Annotated in this window: 17 protein-coding genes and 1 pseudogene; 14 read left to right on the forward strand and 4 right to left on the reverse strand. The window is 65.3% G+C overall.

The annotated features are described in order from the left end of the window. Positions 1–38: 38 nt before the first annotated feature. The 5 genes and pseudogenes from ACVOKU_RS09125 (at position 39) to ACVOKU_RS09145 (ending at position 2,880) form a co-directional block, all read left to right on the forward strand. Positions 39–431, forward strand: coding sequence for a response regulator (locus ACVOKU_RS09125; RefSeq protein WP_053517160.1), 393 nt, complete (start codon positions 39–41; stop codon positions 429–431). A gap of 103 nt (positions 432–534) precedes the next feature. Then, positions 535–833, forward strand: a pseudogene (locus ACVOKU_RS09130) (DUF6766 family protein); the annotation flags it as partial. Positions 834–931: 98 nt separating this feature from the next. Beyond that, positions 932–1,156, forward strand: coding sequence for a hypothetical protein (locus ACVOKU_RS09135; protein WP_481559709.1), 225 nt, complete (start codon positions 932–934; stop codon positions 1,154–1,156). Between the two features lie 74 nt (positions 1,157–1,230). After that, positions 1,231–1,872 carry a glutathione S-transferase family protein gene (locus ACVOKU_RS09140; RefSeq protein WP_481559710.1) on the forward strand — a complete coding sequence of 214 codons (642 nt, stop codon included), beginning with the start codon at positions 1,231–1,233 and terminating at the stop codon, positions 1,870–1,872. A gap of 252 nt (positions 1,873–2,124) precedes the next feature. After that, positions 2,125–2,880, forward strand: coding sequence for an SDR family oxidoreductase (locus ACVOKU_RS09145; protein WP_481559711.1), 756 nt, complete (start codon positions 2,125–2,127; stop codon positions 2,878–2,880). 52 nt (positions 2,881–2,932) lie between these two features. Here the strand turns inward: ACVOKU_RS09145 and ACVOKU_RS09150 are convergent, their stop codons facing one another. Continuing rightward, on the reverse strand, positions 2,933–3,340 hold the full coding sequence (locus ACVOKU_RS09150; RefSeq protein ID WP_481559712.1) for a hypothetical protein: 408 nt from the start codon (positions 3,338–3,340) through the stop codon (positions 2,933–2,935). A 183-nt stretch (positions 3,341–3,523) separates the two neighbouring features. Here ACVOKU_RS09150 and ACVOKU_RS09155 point away from each other — a divergent pair, with 183 nt between their 5' ends. After that, positions 3,524–3,916, forward strand: coding sequence for a DoxX family protein (locus tag ACVOKU_RS09155; RefSeq protein WP_481559713.1), 393 nt, complete (start codon positions 3,524–3,526; stop codon positions 3,914–3,916). A 178-nt stretch (positions 3,917–4,094) separates the two neighbouring features. After that, the gene (locus ACVOKU_RS09160; protein ID WP_481559714.1) at positions 4,095–4,712 is read left to right on the forward strand and encodes a hypothetical protein; all 618 of its coding nucleotides are present in this window, start codon (positions 4,095–4,097) and stop codon (positions 4,710–4,712) included. A gap of 25 nt (positions 4,713–4,737) precedes the next feature. Here ACVOKU_RS09160 and ACVOKU_RS09165 read toward each other — a convergent pair whose 3' ends face one another. Both ACVOKU_RS09165 and ACVOKU_RS09170 read right to left on the reverse strand, forming a co-directional pair. Continuing rightward, positions 4,738–5,520 carry an SDR family oxidoreductase gene (locus tag ACVOKU_RS09165; protein WP_481559715.1) on the reverse strand — a complete coding sequence of 261 codons (783 nt, stop codon included), beginning with the start codon at positions 5,518–5,520 and terminating at the stop codon, positions 4,738–4,740. Then, positions 5,517–5,843: a nuclear transport factor 2 family protein gene (locus ACVOKU_RS09170; protein WP_065174462.1), complete on the reverse strand. Its 327-nt coding sequence runs from the start codon at positions 5,841–5,843 to the stop codon at positions 5,517–5,519. The genes ACVOKU_RS09165 and ACVOKU_RS09170 overlap by 4 nt, the downstream gene beginning before the upstream one ends. A gap of 99 nt (positions 5,844–5,942) precedes the next feature. Between ACVOKU_RS09170 and ACVOKU_RS09175 the strand changes: the two genes are divergently transcribed. Next, positions 5,943–6,878 carry a LysR family transcriptional regulator gene (locus tag ACVOKU_RS09175; protein WP_481559716.1) on the forward strand — a complete coding sequence of 312 codons (936 nt, stop codon included), beginning with the start codon at positions 5,943–5,945 and terminating at the stop codon, positions 6,876–6,878. A gap of 146 nt (positions 6,879–7,024) precedes the next feature. Here ACVOKU_RS09175 and ACVOKU_RS09180 read toward each other — a convergent pair whose 3' ends face one another. Beyond that, a complete protein-coding gene (locus ACVOKU_RS09180; RefSeq protein WP_164151289.1) occupies positions 7,025–7,744 on the reverse strand; it encodes a helix-turn-helix domain-containing protein in 720 nt (239 codons plus the stop codon). Between the two features lie 245 nt (positions 7,745–7,989). Here ACVOKU_RS09180 and ACVOKU_RS09185 point away from each other — a divergent pair, with 245 nt between their 5' ends. The 6 genes from ACVOKU_RS09185 to ACVOKU_RS09210 all read left to right on the forward strand — a co-directional run bounded on the left by ACVOKU_RS09185 (position 7,990) and on the right by ACVOKU_RS09210 (position 17,672). Next, a complete protein-coding gene (locus ACVOKU_RS09185) occupies positions 7,990–10,023 on the forward strand; it encodes a serine hydrolase domain-containing protein (RefSeq protein WP_481559717.1) in 2,034 nt (677 codons plus the stop codon). Between the two features lie 61 nt (positions 10,024–10,084). Then, positions 10,085–11,086: a dipeptide epimerase gene (locus ACVOKU_RS09190; RefSeq protein WP_481559718.1), complete on the forward strand. Its 1,002-nt coding sequence runs from the start codon at positions 10,085–10,087 to the stop codon at positions 11,084–11,086. Then, positions 11,083–12,354, forward strand: coding sequence for a peptide MFS transporter (locus ACVOKU_RS09195; protein ID WP_481559719.1), 1,272 nt, complete (start codon positions 11,083–11,085; stop codon positions 12,352–12,354). The genes ACVOKU_RS09190 and ACVOKU_RS09195 overlap by 4 nt, the downstream gene beginning before the upstream one ends. Before the next feature lie 13 nt (positions 12,355–12,367). Continuing rightward, positions 12,368–14,074: an N-acyl-D-amino-acid deacylase family protein gene (locus tag ACVOKU_RS09200; protein WP_481559720.1), complete on the forward strand. Its 1,707-nt coding sequence runs from the start codon at positions 12,368–12,370 to the stop codon at positions 14,072–14,074. Positions 14,075–14,214: 140 nt separating this feature from the next. After that, positions 14,215–16,560, forward strand: coding sequence for a TonB-dependent receptor (locus ACVOKU_RS09205; RefSeq protein ID WP_481559721.1), 2,346 nt, complete (start codon positions 14,215–14,217; stop codon positions 16,558–16,560). A gap of 59 nt (positions 16,561–16,619) precedes the next feature. Beyond that, a complete protein-coding gene (locus ACVOKU_RS09210; protein WP_481559722.1) occupies positions 16,620–17,672 on the forward strand; it encodes an N-acetyltransferase DgcN family protein in 1,053 nt (350 codons plus the stop codon). The last annotated feature ends 1 nt before the right edge of the window (position 17,673 follow it).

Here is a 17,673-nt window from a genome sequence, read left to right on the forward strand (position 1 = left end):
CGGACACTGTCGTTCCCACGGCTCCATAGACCCACCTCATGCCTCGCACGACCGGCCAGCCTCCCTGCAATCTGCTTCTGGTGGAGGACCAGTTCGATCTGGCGGCACTGATGGAACAGGCACTTGAGGACAGTGGCGACCACGTCACCCATGCCTACAGCGTGTTTGACGCCCTCGGCCTGCTGGACCGTCAACGGTTCGATGGCGCGGTACTGGATGTGGAATTGCGCGATGGCGTGGTGTTTCCGGTAGCCGACCGCCTGGCCGAACTGAAGATTCCCTACCTGTTCGTCTCTGCGGTGTACGACCAGCTGGTACCTGCGCGCCACCGGCGTGCCCCCTTCGTCGCCAAGCCGTTCCACATCGAGGGCCTGCAACGCGCTGTCCGTCAGACGCTCTGCAGCGATACGGCGGCGGGAGGCCAGCGCTGAACCAGATCGTGCAGCGGCGAAACACGCGCCGCCGATGGATGCTTAGGCCGCGCGGGCGTAGGGCTCGACCACGGCGAGCAGCCGCTCCATCGCCGTTGCATCATGGAAGACGCTCTATGGACATTCACTGGCGATCGCGTTCGGCCTGCTCTTCCTGGTCAGCTTCAGTCTGCATGCCGTCGGCAGCGGGAAGACAGAACAGGTAGAACAGCCGTTGCAGGGGCTGCCCCCATCGTCCTTCCTGGAGCATCTGACCAGCAGCAGGTTCTGGTTCGAGTCCATGCAGGACTGTCAGAGCGAATTCCTGGCGGTACTGGCGCTGGTCGTGCTGACCATCTTCCTGCGAAGGATTCCCCGCAGTCCAAGCCCGTGCAGGCGACGCATGCGCAGACCGGAGACTGAGCCATGCCACGCCGGAATGCCACGACCGCACTGCTGGTCATCGACATGTTCAGCCGCTTCGATTTCCCCGACGCTGGCGCGCCGCCCGCCGCTGGCCGGTGATCCATGCCAACGACCACTTCTCGAACTGGCAACGGGATTTCCGCCAGCAGGTGGAGCAGTGCAGGCGGGACGGTGGCAGTGCCGCGCGTATCGCGGACATGCTGACGCCGGCCCCGCCAGCACGCAGGAGGGTGGCACTGCAGACGCTGGAGCGTTCAGGCGCCGCACAGATCGCGACGGTTGCCGGGCTGCTGTCCTCGCCGCGGCGCGCGCAGCGCTGAGCAACGGTCGATTTCCGGTCCTGCCATTCGTCGACACAGGGAAGGCAGGCCTTCCGCCGGCCGGAGCACCTCCGATGACCCCGATCCTCACGGCCTTCGCCACCTCGCCCGATCGCGGCAAGGGCCTGGCCCGCGACATGCGCGTGCGCTGGGCACTGGAAGAACTGGGCGTCGCCTATGACGTCCAGCTGCTGTCCTTTGCCGAGATGAAGCAGCCGGCCCATCTGGCGCGCCACCCCTTCGGGCAGATCCCCACCTACCAGGAAGGCGAGCGGGTGCTGTTCGAATCCGGCGCGATCCTGCTGCACCTGGCCGAGCGCCATCGCGGCCTGCTGCCGGCCGGGGACAGCGCCCGCATGCGCGCGATCATGTGGATGTTCGCTGCGCTGAACACCGTCGAGCCGCCCATCGTCGAGCGATCCATGGCATGGCTGCTGGAACGCGAGAAGCCCTGGTATGCACAGCGGCAGGTGATGCTGGACGAGCGCGTGCACGCACGGCTGTCCCAGCTGTCGGCATGGTTGGGCGACAGGACCTGGCTGGAGGACGAATTCAGTGTTGGCGACCTGATGATGGTGGCGGTGCTGCTGCGTCTTCAAAGCAGCGGCATGATCGGCGGGTATCCGACGCTGGCCGCCTACCTGGCGCGGGCCACGGAACGCCCTGCCTACCAGCGCGCATTCGCCGCCCAGCGGGCGGTCTTCCAGAGCCGGTAGCCCTGCTTCGGGCGGGGACCCCGATGCACCGACACGGTTGACGCCTCACCAGGCTGCGCCTACAGTCTGCGCCGCAGCCCCGCAACGGCGCTGCCGCAGGCGTTATCGTCATCCAACGCGCCCACAGCCGGGAGGGCCTCAGCAGAGGAAACCCGGGCGACAGGCGCCACGGTACTGCCCTGCCCTTCGCTCCTGCGGGAGTGGATGCATCACGCCGTGGCCTTTCCCAAGACCCTATGGAAAGGCATTCCCATGAACCTCACCGGCAACACCATCCTCATCACCGGCGGCAGCCGCGGCATCGGCCGTGCATTGGCCGAGGCGCTGCACGACCGCGGCAACCAGGTCATCATCACCGGCCGCGACCGGGCACTGCTGCAGGCGATCGGCGAGCAGCGCCCGGGCCTCGTCGCCCTGCCGCTGGAGCTGGGCGATCCTGCATCACTGGCGGACCTGGCCGAGATCGTCCATGCCCGCTTCCCCGGCCTCAACGTGCTCATCGCCAACGCGGGCATCTCCCGCCCGGAAAACCTGGCCAGCGGCCACTGGGACGACTTCGATGCCGAAGCCATCATCGACACCAACATCCTGGGGGTGCTCCGCACCGTGGCCACGTTCCTGCCGTTGCTGACACAACAACGCAGCGCCACCTTGATGGCCACCGGTTCTGCGCTCGCCTTCCTGCCACTGGCCAGCTTCCCGGCCTACTGCGCCAGCAAGGCGTTCCTGCATTCGTGGCTGGTATCGCTGCGTCATCAGCTTCGCCATCTGCCGGTGGAGGTGCTGGAACTGTCGCCCCCGTATGTGCAGACCGGACTGACGGGTGAGGCGCAGGCGACCGACCCGCGCGCGATGCCCGTGCAGGAGTACGTGCAGCAGGTTCTGCTGAAGCTCGAGCGCGGGGACCACCCGCGGGGTGAGCTGCTGCTGGAGCCGGACCAGGCACGACGCTGGGCCGAACGCGATGGCACTTACGACACGCTCTTCGCACTGATGAATCCAGCCTAGCGCAGGCACGGAATGCAATGGAGGCCGCCGCCGGCAGACGCCGGCGGTGGCTTCAGCGCGCGCTGCGCCGGCAGGCCGCCTGCACCAGCATCAACTGCGCGACCAGGATCAGCATCGCGCATCCCGACAGCAACCACGGGTCGATGTACCACTGCGCGTTGAAGCTGAAGCTGCCTGAGGAAATGCGCTTCCAGCCGTTGAAGTGCTGCATCGCCGCCACCACGAACGCGAAGCCTCCCGCGGAGAAGGAGAGCCAGGGCGCGACGATGCCGCCGGGCCGCGCGAACAGGGTCAGCACCCCCAGCACGCCGATGACCGTGCGCTGCACACGGCAATAGGGACAGACGTAGGCCAGCCCGCTCCACTCCACCGACCACGCCAGCAGGCTCACCAGCACAGCCACGGCGCCTGCGATGTACAGGGTCTTCGCTGGAATCGTCATGCCGCCATCGTCTGCCATCCTGTGCCTCCTTCGTCGCCGGACCCGCGCAGGGTAGCGTGAAACGCGCCGTATGACCCCACCCCGCAGCCCTGTGCGCGGAATGCCCTCAACGCGGGCTTCACCGGCTCTGGAGTCCGATCGGCCCATCTCCTGTGCCCTTGCGCACGGTTGCCCTGCCTATCTCCGCCTGAGGATATCGACGTGAACCACTCATCGCCTCCCCTTGCCATCCTCGTTGCACGCGTACTGCTGATGCTGCTGTTCCTGGTCTCCGGCCTTGGCAAACTCGGCAACCTGGCCGGCACACAGAGCTACATGGAGACGATGGGCGTGCCCGGTATCCTGCTGTGGCCGACCATCGCGTTCGAGATCATTACCGGCCTGTGCATCCTGCTGGGCTTCCAGACCCGTCTGGTCGCCGCGGTCCTGGCCGGTTTCAGCCTGGTGACCGCCTTCATCTTCCATCACCAGTTCAACGATCCCACCCAGCAGATCATGTTCCTGAAGAACATCGGCATCGCCGGTGGCTTCATTCTGCTGGCCTGCACCGGCGCCGGCCGCTACAGCATCGATGGTCGGCGGCGTCGCGGATGAGGGCACCCTCGTCCATCCGTGGGTGACGGATGTGGCCGCGTGTCGTTTTTCACCCCGCCCCCGCCTTCGCGATCTACGCCGGCGCGCGACACCGCGCCGGTTGCGGGCCCCTGCCTTGCCTGCATCGGCGGGCCTGTGATTACGTGGTGCTCCAGATCGGCAACGCGCAAGGTCCTGCATGAGCGACACGGTGGATACCTTCTGCCCCTGGATCATCGGCCGTCCCTGCCTGCCGGTCGGCGAATGGGCGGACTGGTCACAGGTGCTGGTGGCAGTGGTGATCGGCTTCGCTGCCATCTATGTGCCCTGGCAGATGTCCCGCGCGCAGACCCAGCGCCGCATCACCACCTCGCTGACACTGTGCGGCATCACCCTCTTCCAGTTCCTGCAGGCGGCGAAGCTGGCCACGGATCGATCCGGCGACACGCAGCTGTATCGCTACCACCGCACCTGCGGCATGGACATGCTCAACTCGCTGCGTCAGATTCCAACGCACGAGCTGATCGACTGGGATGTGATCCACGCACGTATCCATCTGGAGATGCGCTGCGTGCAGCTGATCGAGTACGCCGACAACTGGCATATCGAGCAGGAGGGCTTCGCGCGCCTGCCCGACAGTACGCTGGAGGAGCTGGCGCACCGCATCGGCCTGCTCCATGCAAGCCTGGATGAGGTGCGCGGCCTGCTGCTGCGCAGGCGGATCTTCTGGCCATGGCTCTCGCGCCGGGTCGTTGCCTTCGAGCGGCTGCCGACAGCGCCCGGGCCGGTCAGCCGGAGCGCATCAGCGATCCGATGAGGGAGGCCGACGCCAAGCCCGTTGATCACACGGTGGGGACCGTACCCCCATCGATCCGATACTCCGTCCCGGCGATCGAAGCGGAGCGCGGGGAGGCCAGGAAAGCGATCAGGTCGGCCACCTCCTGTGGCCTGGCAGGTCGACCCACCGGAATCCCGCCCAGCCAATCCATCACGATCTTCCTGCCACCTTCGTAATCCGTTCCGGCCTCTGCGGCCATCCTCGTCGCGAACGCCACGGACGCCTCGGTCTCGATCCAGCCCGGCGCAACGCTCAGTACGCGGACTCCCTTGGGTGTCACCTCTCTGGCAAGCGACTTGCTGTACGTGGTGAGAGCGCCCTTTGCCGCAGCGTACGCAGTGGTGGACTCCGGCAGCGGCAGCACGCGCTGGATGGAGCTGACATGGATCACCACACCCGCACCCTGGTGCAGCATCGTGGGCAGCAGTGCACGGTCCAGGCGCACCGCCGACATGAGATTCAGGTTCAGCTCGGCGAACCAGTGCGCATCGCTAATGGCAGCGAAGCCACCACCGGGCGTGTTCGAGCCTCCGAGCACATTGATCACGATGTCCACACCTCCCCACTGCCGGAGGACGGCCTGCGCAAGGTGATCCGTGCCTTCCGCGGTCGACAGGTCGGCAGCGACGTAGGTGACGCCCTCGCGCGTCTGGGTGGGAACGGTACGCGCGGACGTCGTCACGCGCGCTCCAGCCTCCGTCAGGGTTTTCACAACGGCAGCCCCCAGTCCCAGCGTTCCTCCTGTGACCACTGCCCTCAAGCCCTTCAGTTGTAGGTCGAAGTTCATGCCGTGATCTCCAGCGATGCGATCCGGCCGCGCTCCAGTCGAAAGCGGTACGTCAGAACCGTCGGGCTGCCGGGAAAGTCACCGGTGACGTCGGCCTGCACCCTGTGGATGTCGTCCTGCCGCTCGATGGCAAACGGCACACTCGTCGCGTGGTACCGGGCCGTTGCCTCGGCCATGAACGCCTTGATGGCATCGATGCCCACGTAGGTATGTCCGTCGTCCTTCATCACCGCGTGTGCCGTGAAGCACTGCGTCAAGGCGTCCGGGTTCTGCTCTGCCGCGAAGTACGCCGCAATGGGCTCGGGAAGGGTCAAGGCGCTCACGTTTCTGTCTCCTCGGGTGGATGGCCCGTAGGATGCGCACCCAGGCTAATTTATTGAATATCCTAGAATCCGGATGGGCTCTTTAGAAACGAGTACATAATGCGCGGATCCGACTTTGCTGAACTCAGGGCCTTTGTTGCCGTCGTGGAGCGTCACAGTTTTGTGCGAGCCGCAGAGCATCTCGGCCTGTCGCCTTCGGCGCTGAGCCAGACGATCCGCCAGCTCGAAGGTCGCATCGGCGCCCGCCTTCTGAATCGCACCACGCGCAGCGTCGCACCCTCGGCAACGGGCGAACTGCTCTACAGGCGCATCGCCCCGCTGTTCCGGGAGATGGCTGCTGCAGTGGCGGATGCCGGTGAGGCGACGGGGCGGATGAGCGGCACGCTTCGCATCAACACGCTGGGCATCGCGGCAAGGACGGTCATCGCCCCACGGCTTGCGCGCTTCCATCGCGCGCATCCTGATGTCGTGCTCGACATCGTGGTCGACGATGCGCTGGCCGATATCGTCCGGGGCCGCTTTGATGCAGGCATCCGCGTCGGCGGCCAGCTGGAAAAGGACATGGTGGCCGTCCGCCTCACTCCCGACATGAAGATGATGGCGGTGGCATCGCCCGACTACCTCTCACGTCGAGGCACCCCCACCTCGCCGGCCGAGCTGCACGAGCACGCGTGCATCAACTGGCGACTCGAGATGGATGGCAGGCACTATCGCTGGGAGTTCGAGAAGCAGGGGCATCGGCTCGATGTAGCCGTCGATGGCCCTGTCATCACCAATCACGCTGACGTCGGCATTGCTGCTGCGCTGGGTGGGCTCGGCATTGCCTATCACTTCGAGCAGGACGGCGTAGGCGAACTGCTGGCCCAGGGGCGGCTGGTCCGGGTCCTGTCGGACTGGTCGATCTCGCGCCCCGGGCTGTTCCTCTACTACCCTAGCCGGCAGCATCGACCCGCCCTGCTGGGCGCCTTCATCGACTGTCTTCTGGATCACGGGCCATTCGAAGAAGGGAAGCAGACGGAGGTGCGGTTGCGCTGAGGATGGGGTGGGTCCACCCGCAAACGAACTGAAACAGTTCTGGATATCCGATCCACGTCGAGGCGACGGTCCGCTTCGCGCTGCAGGATCGGCCATGACGGGATCCGGCCGCCGCGCACGATGACGCACGCCCGGCGGCCTTCGCTTCAGGCCTTCGATGACGCCGGGGATTTCCGGCGACGCGCCTTGGGCACCATCTTCGTCGGTGGCGGGAGGCGTTCCACCTTGCCGGGGCGCACCGCATTTTCGTCGCCATGCAGCGTCAGCAGCGACTCCATGAGATGCTCGTCGCTGCTGGAGCAGACCCCAAGCAGCACCACCTCGTCACAGCCCTCGGCCGCGATGTAGGCGTGGCCCATGTTGGAATCGATGTAGACCGACTGCCCGGCCTCGAGTACGACCGGATCGTAGAATTCGGTATGCACTTCCATGCGGCCTTCGAGTACGTGGATGTACTCCTCGCCGGAGTGGTGTACCAGGGCACCGAATTCCTCGATGGTTTTCGCCCGCACACGGGTCAGTACCGGGATCATGCGCTTGCGGCGCAGCTCCGGGCAGAGATAGAAATAGTCATAGTTTGGCGTGGTGACCCGGATCGCGTCCTCAATGCGGCCGATGCTGCGGCGCGCGGTCACCGAGGGCTCTACGGCATCGGCATCCTCGGCGAACAGCTCGGACATCCGCAATTGCAGCCGCTGCGCGAGCTGCAGGAGCTTGTCATAGCTGAGGGTCAGGCGATCGTGCTCGACCTTGGACAAGGTGGACAGCGGAATGCCGGAGTGTTCGCTCATCTGCTTGAGCGTCCAACCCTTGCGAGCGCGCAGCGACCGCAGCAGTCCGCCAATGGTGGGGTGTTGTGACGTCATTCTTGCGGTATCTCCTGGAACACCAGTACTTCTGCTGGAACCTCCCAGCCCGGGTCATGATCACCCTCGGGGATGTCCTTTGGAAAGAGCAGTTCCCTGCCCAGGCACCCTGGCCCGGGACTTTCGGCACGGGTTGACAATTCTCTGATTAGGATCATTATCGCCAAATCAGGATATATCCGCCACCGTGCGACGTGCCAGACGCACAGGAGGCCGTCCAGTCGCTTCAGTTCGGAGACCGTTCGATGCGTAAGATCCCTGTCCTCCTGTGCAGCGCGGTGCTGACCCTGGTCGCTGCGCTGCCGCTGCAGGCCCAGCAGGCCATCGCTCCGCCCGTATCGGTGCCGCCGACAACGGCGCCCGTACCCACCGCGCCCTCCTTGCTGCCGGCCGCAGAGAACACGCCTTCCGCGCCGTCAGCAGGCGCGCCGGTACTGACCCGCGAAGACGCCGCGGCCTGGCTGGACGGCATCATGCCCTATGCACTGGCCAACGGCGACATCGCCGGCGCCGTCGTGGTGGTGGTGAAGGATGGGCAGATCCTGGTGCAGAAAGGCTACGGATACGCCGACCTGGAGAGGCGCGCACCAGTTGATCCGGAAAACACGCTGTTCCGCCCCGGCTCTGTCTCCAAGCTGTTCACCTGGACGGCGGTGATGCAACTGGTCAGCCAGGGCAAGCTGGACCTGGACGCCGACATCAACACCTATCTTGATTTCAAGATACCGCAGCGTGACGGCAAGCCCATCACGCTGCGGCATGTGATGACCCATACCACCGGAATGGAAGAGCAGATCCGCGGGCTGATCACCTCCCGCCTGGACGAGGTGGTACCGCTCGGTGATGCACTCAAGAACTGGACACCCGAGCGCATCTACGCACCGGGCACCACACCGGCCTATTCGAACTACGCCACGGCACTGGCCGGCTACATCGTCGAGCGCGCCTCGGGCCAGCCGTTCTACGACTACATCGACGCGCAGATCTTCAAACCGCTGGGCATGAAACACTCCAGTTTCCGCCAGCCATTGCCGGCAACGCTGCTGTCCGGCATGTCCAAGGGATATGAGCGCGCATCGTCCGGCGAGGCCAAGGAGTATGAATTCATCAGCCTGGCGCCCGCCGGCAGCCTGGCCGCCACCGGATCGGACATGGGCCGTTTCATGATCGCCCACCTGCAGGACGGTGCCTTTGGTGATGCGCGCATCCTCGATGCCGCCACTGCACAGCAGATGCACTCCACCGGTCAGGCGTCGATCGGACCGCTGAACCGGATGATGCTGGGTTTCTACGAGACCTCGGTCAATGGCCACCGTGCCGTTTCGCATGGTGGCGATACCCAGTGGTTCCATAGTGACCTGCAGCTGTTCCTGGACGATGGCATCGGCCTGTTCGTGTCGATGAACAGCGCCGGGCGCGACGGGGCAACCGGGCACATCCGCACTGCGCTGTCGCGCGGTTTCGCCGACCGTTACCTGCCCGGCAAGCCAGCCGCACCACAGGGCGTGTCGAAGGAGGAGGCCCTCCTGCACGCTTCACAGATGGCAGGCACGTACATAAGCAGCCGCCGTGCGGACAGCAGCTTCGTGTCGCTTTCCAATCTTCTGGGACCAGTCAAGGTCATCGCCAACGACGATGGCTCCCTTACCGTGAGCGCGGCGATCGGCTACGGTGGCGCGCCGAAGAAGTGGCGCGAGATCGCACCATACGTCTGGCAGGACACCACCAGCACCGATCGCCTGGCGGCGGACGTGGTGGAAGGAAAGGTCACGCGCTTCACCCTGGAACCGTACGCACCGATCATGGTTTTCCAGCGCCTGTCGAGCTGGCACGCCGCCTACCTGCCGCTGCTGATCGCCAGCCTGATCGTGGTGCTGCTGACCGTGGTCGCCTGGCCGGTGTCGGCACTGGTCCGTCGCTACTATGGCGTGCCCTACCGGCTGAGCGGCGTGGACGCACGCGCCCATCGCCTGGTGCGGATCGGTGCGCTGCTCTCGCTGCTGGCCACCGGCGCCGCGCTGGCGCTCGTGGCGAGCATGCTGAGCGCCCTGGAAATGACCTCGCCAAGAAGCGACGTCATGATCAATGTGATGCGCCTGTTCGCCACCGTTGCCCTGCCCGTCGGCGCAGCGTTCGCGGTCTGGAATGCCTGGCATGTCCTGCGCAGTCAGCGCAGATGGTTGGCCAAGCTGTGGGCCGTGCTGCTGGCACTGGCCTGCCTGTTCCTGCTGTGGCTCGGCTTCGCGCAGCACGTCATCGGATTCGGCGCGAACTACTGATGCCACCGGCCGGCGGGGCCTCCGCCGGCCGCCCCCCTCCTTCCTTCTGCACGAGGCAGTGGTGGCCCTTCGACTTGAGCTGCACAACGAACCGTTGCCGATGTCGGCACCGTTCCGCATCGCCGGACATGTCTTCGATGCAATGCCGGCCACCGTGGCGACCCTGTACGACGCGGACTTCATCGGCCGCGGCGAGGCTGCCGGCGTCTACTACAACGACGACCAGCCGGACACGATGAAGGCCACGCTGGAAGCACTGCGTCCACGCATCGAAGCCGGCATCGACCGCGATGCGCTGCGCCAGCTGCTGCCCGCAGGTGGCGCGCGCAATGCATTGGATGCCGCGCTGTGGGAACTGGAGGCACAGCGCAGCGGGCTGCCGGTATGGCAGCTGGCCGGCCTGGATGGTGTGCGCCCGCTGTTGACGACCTTCACGGTGGGCGCTGATACACCGGAGGTCATGGCCGAGCGCGCAGCCGCCTATGCGCAGGCACGTGCGCTGAAACTCAAACTGACAGGCGACCCCGAACTGGACGCAGCTCGCGTGCGCGCCGTACGCGCACGCTGTCCGACGCCGTGGATCGGTGTGGACGCCAATCAGGGCTACACCGCGGCCACGCTGCCGTTGCTGCTGCCGGCACTGGTCCAGGCGCACATCTCGCTGCTGGAACAGCCCTGTCGGCGCGGGCACGAATCCGACCTGGACGGCATCGAACGCCCACTGCCCTTCGCCGCCGATGAAAGCATCCTTGACCTGGCCGAACTGGAAGCGTTGCACCATCGTTTCAACGTCATCAACATCAAACTCGACAAATGTGGCGGGCTGACCGAAGGCCTGATGATGGCCCGTCGCGCGCGTGAGCTGGGCAAGCAGGTGATGGTCGGGAACATGTGCGGGACCAGCCTCGCGGCGGCACCGGCCTTCGTGCTCGGGCAATTCTGCGACATCGTCGATCTGGACGGCCCCACCTTCCTGGTGAAGGATCGCACGCCTTCGGTACGTTACGTGGATGGTTTCATCGATTGCGGTGACGAGGTATGGGGGCCGCGGACCCACCCATGAGCATGCCGGCCGATCTCCATGGCAAGACCTGGTTCGGCCAGCCGCGCGGACTGACGATCCTGTTCCTGACCAACATGTGGGAGCTGTTCTCCTACTATGGCATGCGCACGATGCTGGTCTATTACATGACCAAGCAGCTGCTCTTCGCACAGGAAAAAGCATCTTTCGTCTACGGCCTGTACACGGCGATGGCGTACTTCACGCCGATCATCGGCGGAATCATCGCTGATCGTCATCTCGGCAAGCGCAACGCGGTCATCCTGGGCGGCAGCATCATGGCCTTCGGCCATTTCCTGATGGCGTTCGATTCAATGTTCTACCCCGCGCTGGCGACGATCGCGCTGGGTAATGGCCTGTTCCTGCCCAGTCTACCCAGCCAGATCAACGACCTGTACGCCAGCGACGATTCCCGCCGTGGGCGGGCCTACAACGTCTATTATGTCGGCCTCAACATCGGTGGCCTGCTGGCCCCGCTGGTGTGCGGCACCCTGGGCGAACTGTACGGTTGGCATTATGGCTTCGGCGCCGCCGGCATCGGCATGTTCATCGGGCTGCTGATCTACGTGGCCGGTCGCCGTTACCTGCCACCGGAGCCGCCCCGCCGCACGCGGGTGATCACCGATGCCGGGCCCACCCGCAGCGACCCGCGGATCTGGTGGCTGCTGCTGGGCGTTGGACTGGCCGCGACGATTTTCCGTGGCGCCTACGAGCAGATCGGCAACACGCTGCCGTTGTGGATCGACAGCCGCGTTGACCGTGTGGTCGGAGGCTTCCTGGTACCGATGACGTGGTTCCAGTCGCTCAATCCGCTGCTGGTGATCGCGATCACCCCCGTACTGCTGGCCCAGTGGCGACGTCGTGCAGACCAGGGCCGTGAATCCTCCCCGGCCCGTCGCATGGCCATCGGTGCCTTGATCGTCGCCGTCGCCTACGTGCTGCTTGCCGGGCTCGCTGCGGGTGCCGGCCAGATGCTGGTCAACGGACTCTGGCTGGTGGCCTTCTTCATGATCCTGACGCTGGGTGAGCTGTACATCCTGCCGACCGGGCTGGGGCTGTTCGCCCGGCTCGCGCCACCGCGCCTGGGCGCGACCACCGTTGCCTCCTGGTTCCTCGCCGTCTTCAGCGGCAGCCTGCTGGCGGGACTGGTGGGCACGCTGTGGTCGAGGACCAGCCACGCCGGCTTCTTCCTGCTGCTTGCCGGGCTGGCCGCGGTTGCCGCGCTGATCCTGTGGCGGCTGGATCGGCCGATACGTTCGTTGTCATCATGATGGAGAAAGCACCATGCCGCGATTCACGCCGACCCTGCTCGCCTTCACCCTCGCCCTCGCCGCCTGTACCACGGCCCGCAGCGCCGATGCGCTCCCGCGCTACGACCTGGTAATCCGCAACGGCGTGGTCTACGACGGCAGCGGCAGTTCGCCCCAGCGCGTGGACGTGGCAGTGCGGGATGGTCGCATCGTGGAGCTGTTGCCCGCCGGCAAGGCGGCGCTCGCCGGGAAGGAGATCGACGCCGGCGGCAAGGCAGTCGCCCCGGGTTTCATCAACGTGCTGAGCTGGGCGACGGAGTCGCTCATCGTTGATGGACGCGGTGTCAGTGATACCAAGCAGGGGGTGACGCTGGAGATCTTCGGCGAAGGCTGGTCGATGGGACCGGTCAACGAACGCATGAAGGCCGATGCCCTCAAGCAGCAGGCCGATATCCGATACGACATCCCCTGGACCACCCTCGGTGGCTACCTGGAACATCTGCAGCAGCGGGGCGTCACACCCAATGTCGCGTCGTTCATCGGCACTGCGACGGTCCGCATCCATGAGCTCGGCGAGGACGACGTCAAACCAACCCCCGAGCAGCTTTCCCGCATGCAGGACGTGGTTCGCCAGGCGATGCGCGAAGGAGCGCTGGGCGTAGGCAGTTCGTTGATCTACCCGCCGGGCAGGTTCGCCGAAACCGACGAACTGATCGCGCTGGCCAAGGCCGCTGCCGAATCCGGTGGCGGATACATCTCCCATATGCGCAGCGAAGCCGATCGCCTGCTCGAAGGCATCGATGAGGTCGTGGCCATCGCACGTGCAACCGGCCAGCATGCCGAGATCTACCACCTGAAGGCAGCCGGCGAGAAGAACTGGCCGAAGATGCAGCAGGCGATCGATCGCATCGAAGCAGCGCGCAAGGAAGGACTCAAGCTGAGTGCGGACATGTACGTCTACACCGCAGGCGGGACATGGCTTGCGGCGAGCATGCCACCGTGGCTGCAGGCCGGTGGCCACGACGCGATGATCCGGCGGCTCAAGGATCCCGCCACGCGCGCGCGGCTGATCGCCGAAATGCGCGATCCGAACGTGCCCTGGGAAAACCTGCGCATGCTCGCCGCATCGGATGAACGATTGGTTCCGATCGAATTCAAGAGCGAAGCACTGAAGCCCCTGGCCGGAAAGTCACTGGCAGCGATCGCGCGTGAACGCGGGACATCCGTTGAAGAAACAGCGATGGACCTGATCGTCGAGGACGACCACCGCATCGGCACCGCCTACTTCCTGATGAGCGAGGACAACATCGAGCTGGGGTTGAAGCAGCCGTGGGTGAGCCTGGGTTCGGATGCCGAATCCGCCGCGCCGGAAGGTGTTTTCCTGAAATCCAGCACGCATCCGCGCGCCTACGGCAACGTGGCGCGTTTCCTCGGCCACTACGTCCGCGACCGCAAGCTGATGCCGCTGGAAGAGGGCATCCACCGACTTACCGGCCTGCCGGCCAGCAACTGGAAACTGACTGATCGGGGTTGCCTGCGCGCGGGCTGTCATGCCGACATCGTGATCTTCGATCCCGCCACCATCACCGATCACGCGACCTACGAAAAACCCCAGCAGTACGCGACCGGCGTCAGCGATGTCTTCGTCAACGGCGTACAGGTGCTGCGCGAAGGCGAGCATACCGGCGCCACGCCGGGCCAGGTGGTCCGAGGGCCGGGCTGGACGCCAGCCACGCGCTGACCGCTTCACACGTGATTTTTCCGAATGTATTGACAATTCTCTGATTAGGATCATTATCCCGGATCAGGACAGATCGCGTGCGAAGGGCGACACGTCGACGCCAGACCATCACTGATTCAACCTTGCCCGGGAGAGCAGGCATGATCCAGTTCCAGTCCGCACGGCCGTGGTACCGCACCCACCTTTCCCTTTCGATCGCTGGCGCGCTGGCCTGTTGCAGTGCTTCGGCACTCGCACAGGACGGCACGAACGCGGCGAACGCAGGTGCCCAGCGCACCGATGCCCAGCAGCTCGATACCGTGGTGGTCACTGCCAACAAGCGCGAAGAGAATGTGCGTGAAGTGGGCGCCTCGATCAGCGTGATCGGTGAACGCCAGTTGGAAAACACCGGCGCGGTCTCGCTGTCAGACTATGCCGCCTACATTCCCGGCCTGCAGGTGCAGAACGACGGCACCCCTGGCCTGACCCGCGTGTCCCTGCGCGGCATCTCCGCGCTGTCGTCCGGCGCGACGGTGGCCACCTACATCGACGACGTGCCCGTCGGCTCCAGCGGGATCTACCAGGGCGCCAGTGCGCTGATGCTCGACCTGATGCCCTACGACATCAGCCGCGTCGAAGTACTGCGCGGTCCGCAGGGCACCCTGTACGGCGCAGGCGCCATTGGTGGCCTGCTGAAGTACGTGACCCGCGCGCCGGAAGTAGTGGGTGAAGAAACCCGTGTGGGTTTCGGCCTGCGCTCCGTGCAGGGCGGCGGCCAAGCCTGGAACGCGCGCCTGGGTGCCAGCCTGCCGCTGAAGGACGAGCGGCTCGGCCTGCGCATGAGCTTCGCCCGCAACGGTCTTGCCGGCTTCACCGACAACGTCGTCGATGGCCGTAAGGACATCAACACCGGCGACCAGATCGGTGCCCGTACTGCGCTGGCCTGGGATGGTGATGCATTCGATCTCGGACTGTCGGTGCTGCACCAGCGTATCCGCAGTGATGATCGCGCCGGTGTGGCTCTCGATCCGGAAACACTGACGCCGCTGTTCGGCGAACAGAAGGACACTGTCTGGCAACCGCGTCCCTTCTCCAAGGACCTGACGCTGGTGTCGCTGAGCATGGACTGGGACCTGGGCTGGGGCAATCTCGTATCCGCAACCGGCTGGTCGCAGACCAAGACCCTGGACCAGATCGACGCGACGACACAGTTCGGTGAAGTGGCCGACCTGTTGCTGGGCCTGCCCGCGCCGGGAAGTTCCAGCCTGCGCTACGGTTACGACATGGACAAGATCACCCAGGAGTTCCGCCTGCTGTCCAAGGATGGTGGAACATTCGAATGGATGGTCGGTGGCTTCTACACCAAGGAAGACAGCAGGCAGGATCAGGTGGCCAGTCTCGCCGAGCGGGATGGCACGCCGCTGCCACCGCCCTACGATGCGCAGTTCGGCACCTTGGCGGTCATTGGCCTGCCCAGCACCTACAAGGAATACGCGGTGTTCGCCAATGGCTCCTGGCGCATCAGCGATCGCTTCAAGCTGGACCTCGGCGTCCGCCAGGCGCGCAATGACCAGTGGTACAGCCAGCGGGTATCGGAAGGCATCCTCGCACCGATCGGTGTAACCACCGGAACCTCCAGCGAGAATGTGTTCACCTGGAGCGTGAGCCCGCAGTTCAAGCTCTCCGACGACATCATGCTGTATGCCCGCGTCGCCACCGGGTACCAGCCCGGTGGCCCCAACGTGGCGATGGTCGGCATTCCGCCGCAGGTGGATTCGTCGATGCTCGACAGCTATGAGGTCGGCATCAAATCGCAGTTCGCCGATCGCCGCGTCACGTTCGATCTTTCCGTCTTCCGCATCGACTGGGACGACATCCAGGTTTCCTCTTCGTTCAACGGCATCAGCGGCCTGGTCAATGGTGGCCAGGCCACCAGCGAAGGCGTTGAGCTTTCTTCGCAGTTCAGTGTCACCGATGCATTGACGCTCGGGCTCAACGGTGCCTACACCAACTCACGGCTGAAGAACGATTTTGACCCTACCGTGATTCCGCAGGATGGGTTTGATTTCATCCAGTGGACCGGCCTTGCCGACGATCGCATGCCGTATTCCCCGCGACTGTCCTGGACGGCGACCGCCGAATACGCGTTTTCCACCGCCAACGGCTACAACGGCCAGATCGGCGGCGCGTTCCGCTGGACCGGTGAACGCTTCAATGGCACCACCGAACGGCAGCGCTTCACTGCCCCCGGTGATCCAGATACCCAAGTGATGCCGGACGTCATCACCTCGCCGCTGAAGCTCGGCAGTAACCATTCCCTCGACCTGTATGCCGGCATCGGCCGTGGCAGCTGGGAACTGCGTGCTTACGTCAACAACGTGACCGGGGAGGACGGCTGGCTGACGCTGGCACGCGTCGCCGGTGCGCTGTCGCGGGTCAACTCGCACGTCGCCGCAGTCCCCGTACAACCGCGGACGTACGGCATGGAGCTGGACTTCCGGTTCTGAGCCTGGCCTGCATCGCTTCACTGTCGCCGTTCATCCTCCCCCCCCTTCGGGACCCGCGCATGCAGACCGCCGTTTCGAGCTTGCACGAAGCCGCAGCGCTTCCGCAGCCCTACCTGTTGTTCCTCGGCGACACCCGGGAGCCGAACTATGCGAAGACCGCCTACGGCCTTCGCGACTGGGCACGCGAGCGCTGCGTGGGTGAGTTCGCGTGCGAGGATGTCGGCGTCAGCGCCGGCCTGCCCTTCCTCACCCCCGAGCATGCCCGCATGGCGGGCGCCCGGGCGATGGTGATCGGCGTCGCCAACCCCGGCGGACATATCCCCAACGCGTGGATTCCGTTGCTGTTGCAGGCACTGGAAGCCGGCCTGGACTTGATCGGCGGCATGCACATGCGGCTGTCGGACATCGATACCCTTCGCAACGCGGCACGCGCGCTCGGCCGTCGGCTGATCGACATCCGTGAGCCACCACGCAACCTGCCCATCGCCAGCGGCATCCGTCGCACGGGCAAACGCCTGCTCACTGTCGGCACCGATTGCGCGCTCGGCAAGAAATACACGGCGCTCACGCTGGCCCGCGCGTTCCAGGCCCGCGGGGTTGATGCGGATTTCCGCGCCAGTGGTCAGACGGGCATCCTGATCGCCGGCGCCGGCATTCCGATGGACGCGGTCATCGCGGATTTCGCCGCCGGCGCAGCTGAAATGCTGTCTCCCGATGCGGACCCCTGCCATTGGGACGTGATCGAAGGCCAGGGATCGCTCTCACATCCCGCCTACGCCGGCGTATCACTGGCCCTGCTGCATGGCAGCCAGCCGGACGTGGTGGTGGTCTGCCACGAGCATGGACGCGACCATGTGCTGGGCTATCCCCACTATGCGCTCCCCTCGCTGGAAGACACGGTCGAGCTGGCCCTGACCCTGGGATCGCGCACCAACCCGGACATCCGTTGCGCCGGCATCAGCCTCAATACCGCGAAACTGGAGGCGGACGCCGCGTACCGCGCCATCAATGCGCTTTCCGACCGCCTCGGCATGCCCGTGGCCGATCCCGTGCGGGGTGGGGAATCATTCGATGCCCTGGTAAGCGCCTGCCTGGCCAAGCAGGCAGAATGAG

This window comes from Stenotrophomonas sp. STEN147, assembly GCF_056757995.1.